This is a genomic window from Streptomyces aurantiogriseus, assembly GCF_014649375.1.
In the GTDB taxonomy this organism is placed as follows: Bacteria; Actinomycetota; Actinomycetes; order Streptomycetales; family Streptomycetaceae; genus Streptomyces; species Streptomyces aurantiogriseus.
In genome coordinates, this window is sequence record NZ_BMSX01000064.1 from 1 (window position 1) to 2,791 (window position 2,791).

Annotated in this window: 5 protein-coding genes; all 5 read left to right on the forward strand. The window is 62.5% G+C overall.

Translation table 11 applies throughout. The features are described 5' to 3' along the window. Positions 1–1,050 (forward strand): polymorphic toxin-type HINT domain-containing protein (locus IE263_RS47950; RefSeq protein ID WP_229911592.1); only part of this gene is annotated, 1,050 nt, incomplete at its 5' end. 1 nt (position 1,051) lies between these two features. Next, positions 1,052–1,432 (forward strand): hypothetical protein, encoded by a 381-nt coding sequence (locus IE263_RS47955; protein ID WP_189944448.1) that lies wholly within the window; start codon positions 1,052–1,054, stop codon positions 1,430–1,432. Between the two features lie 328 nt (positions 1,433–1,760). Then, on the forward strand, positions 1,761–2,030 hold the full coding sequence (locus IE263_RS47960) for a hypothetical protein (protein WP_189944449.1): 270 nt from the start codon (positions 1,761–1,763) through the stop codon (positions 2,028–2,030). 288 nt (positions 2,031–2,318) lie between these two features. Further along, on the forward strand, positions 2,319–2,498 hold the full coding sequence (locus tag IE263_RS47965) for a hypothetical protein (protein ID WP_189944450.1): 180 nt from the start codon (positions 2,319–2,321) through the stop codon (positions 2,496–2,498). Continuing rightward, positions 2,495–2,791, forward strand: a 297-nt coding sequence (locus IE263_RS47970; RefSeq protein WP_189944451.1) for an RHS repeat domain-containing protein, incomplete at its 3' end; no start/stop codon positions are given. The genes IE263_RS47965 and IE263_RS47970, both read left to right, overlap by 4 nt.

The following is a 2,791-nucleotide window of genomic DNA, read 5'->3' on the forward strand; positions in this document are numbered from 1 at the left end:
GTCGGCGGAGTCCTGCTCGGCGGTGCCGGCGCGGCGGCCGTGCGGGCGGCGAAGGCCGGACGGATGGCGGCGAAGGCGGCCAAGTACGCGGACGACATCGGCAAGGCGGCGGAGAAGGCCGAGGACGTCGCGGACAAGATCGAGACCGCGGTCGAGTGCACGAGCACGGCGATGGACGTGGCCTCGATGGCTTCCGCCAACAGTTTCGTGCCGGGCACGGAAGTCGTCATGGCCGACGGCAGCCGCAAGCCCATCGAACAGGTCGAGGAAGGCGACGAGGTCCTGGCCACCGACCCGACGACGGGCAAGACGTCCAAGCAGAAGGTCACCGACACGATCGAGGGCAAGGGCAAGAAGAAGCTCGTCAAGCTCACGGTCGACACCGACGGCGACAAGGGCGAGGCCACCGACACCATCACCGCGACCACCGGCCACCCCTTCTGGGTTCCCGACCTGAAGAAGTGGCTCAAGGCGGGTGAGCTGAAGCCCGGCCAGTGGCTCCAGACGGGCTCCGGTACGTGGGTCCAGGTCGACGCGGTCAGCGCGTGGACACAGCAGGCCGCCGTCTACAACCTCACCGTCGACACCGCACACACGTACTATGTTATGGCGGGCAGCGCCCCAATCCTGGTCCACAACTGCGGATTGAACACTGATGGGTATCTGTATCGAGGTCTCGCCAAGGGGCACCATAGTTACAATGCCGCTGTTGAAGGCCGTGCGGTGCCGCTCGGAACCCGCACAAACATAGATGATCATGTGGGTTCGGACTACACGGATACCGTCTTCACGTCGTGGACGGATTCCCCCGAAGTCGCAGTTGATTTCGCCGAGAACCTGGGTAAAAAATGGGTCGGGGAAGGCGTGATACTGCGCATCAGGGTGGCAGACATCGATCCCGCCATCGGGCCGTCGAGGAATATTCAGATCCACGACAGTCCGTGGGACAGGTCGTACTTCGAAGACGAGCATCTCATCGTGGGAGAAATCCAGGCCCACGAGATCAGCTTCGACCTCGGGGAAACCTGGCAACGCGTGAAAAGGCGATGAGATGAGCGAAATATCCGCGAGCGAACTGCTTGCCGCATTCGAGTCCGACTTCGAGGCCGGCATTCAGGCCCAAAATGCACTGCTTTCCGGAGCGCGTTTCGAGGTCTGGCTCCAGCCCCTTCCGGCGTCGAGGCTTCTGGGTGTCTGTCAGCGGAGGGTGAGAACCCTGCAGCGGCGTGGCAAGCCGGTTGTCGGGGCCATGGAATGCCTTGCGAGTCTTGCCGAAATGGGCGAGCGAGGCCTTCTGGTGGCCTACGTGGACGATCGAAAGCGCGCGGGACACTACTTTCGGCTCTACCTCGATCCGCACCCGCTTAAAGTGGTCGGATGTATAGGGGTCGACATCTCCCCCGAAGATGACCCCGTCACTGGTCCCGCATAAACACCGCGGGTAGTACTCCCACTGTAGGTCGTGATCTTCATGCCCGGGATGCGGCTTGTCGCCGGTAATGACTTGCTCGTGATCGTGCCTGGTGGCGGCGTCGCCAAACGCTGACCGACCTCGAGAACGAAGTCACGGTCACCGTTGTCTCGCCCATGGACTTCCCTTTCTGGGGGCGCGGATCGCGGTGACCAGCACGTCACATGCTCGAATTCGACGTCCCGGCTGGCCGGGTTCGATCGGGATTCAATTAGAAGATGAGCATCACCGAACGGGTCGCTGATAATGATCTACCGATCGAGAACATTCGTGTAAACAGGTGGCGGACGTGACTCAAAGCATCCCAGTAGAGCTGGCAGGATTCACCACTTTCTTCCAGGATTTGGAGGAGTGCGTAGTATCTCTGGATCGGGTGCTGTCACGTATCGCGGCTGGAGAAGACCCTCGCATACTCCTTGAGTATGTGGTGGAGTACGGCCTCCCTACGCGACTGGCTCGAGCTCGTGAATTTGTGGGTGACTCCCTAGAGAAGGTCATCGGAGCGGAGGCCCTGGAGGGAATCGCCGAGCAGGTAGACGGGTGCAGAGATCGAAAGTGAGGCGATAGCCTCGTTGAGGCTTTGACGGATCTCAGGAGGCCCATCAGTCGCAGTGCTGGTGGGCTTTCCCTGGTTTCGGATTAAATCACTACCTGGCAGACGAACCTGACCCTGTGGCAGCTCACCCCGCTGTTCGGGTCACAAAGTCCGGAGCCGACCACATCATCGACCACCTCGGGTCGTCGCTGTCGTCGCAGCAACGCAAGCGGTTCCGCAGGGACACCATGATCGTCGTGGTGGGCTGGCCAGTGCCTGGCAACCGCAACGACTGCAAGGCGGCGCGCCGAAGTGACCACCGCCGAGAAGCGGTTCCAGTACGACCCGGAGGGCCGGCTGGTCAAGGCCTCGTCCCCGAAGGGCGACAATACCTACGACTACAACGACTGCGGCGGTCTGCTGAAGGCGACCGGCCCGTCAGGTGACGCCACGTACGAGTACAACAACGACGGCCCCCGAGCGGCGCGGTGAACCAGTACACCTACGACGGGCTCAGCCAGCTGACCAGGCTGCAGGAGGCGAGCGGCGTCATCACCCAGTTCGGGTACGACGCCTCGGGCCGCGAGGTGCGTCGCACCGACGGCATGGGCCGCACCTCGGCGAAGCTCTACGACCAGCTCGGCCAGCTCGTCCAGGACCAGGACCTGGACCCGGTCAACAGCCAGCTGCGCAAGGTGAGTTACGGGCGGACTACCAGGCCAAGGCCTACGTCACGAAGAAGGCCAAAGCAGCGGTCGCCTACGCGGCCAAACACAACCCGATCC

What these genes read in the sequence shown, in the direction of transcription:
- IE263_RS47955 (WP_189944448.1), top strand. Translation starts at nt 1,052, where the DNA reads ATGAGCGAAATATCCGCGAGCGAACTGCTTGCCGCATTCGAGTCCGAC.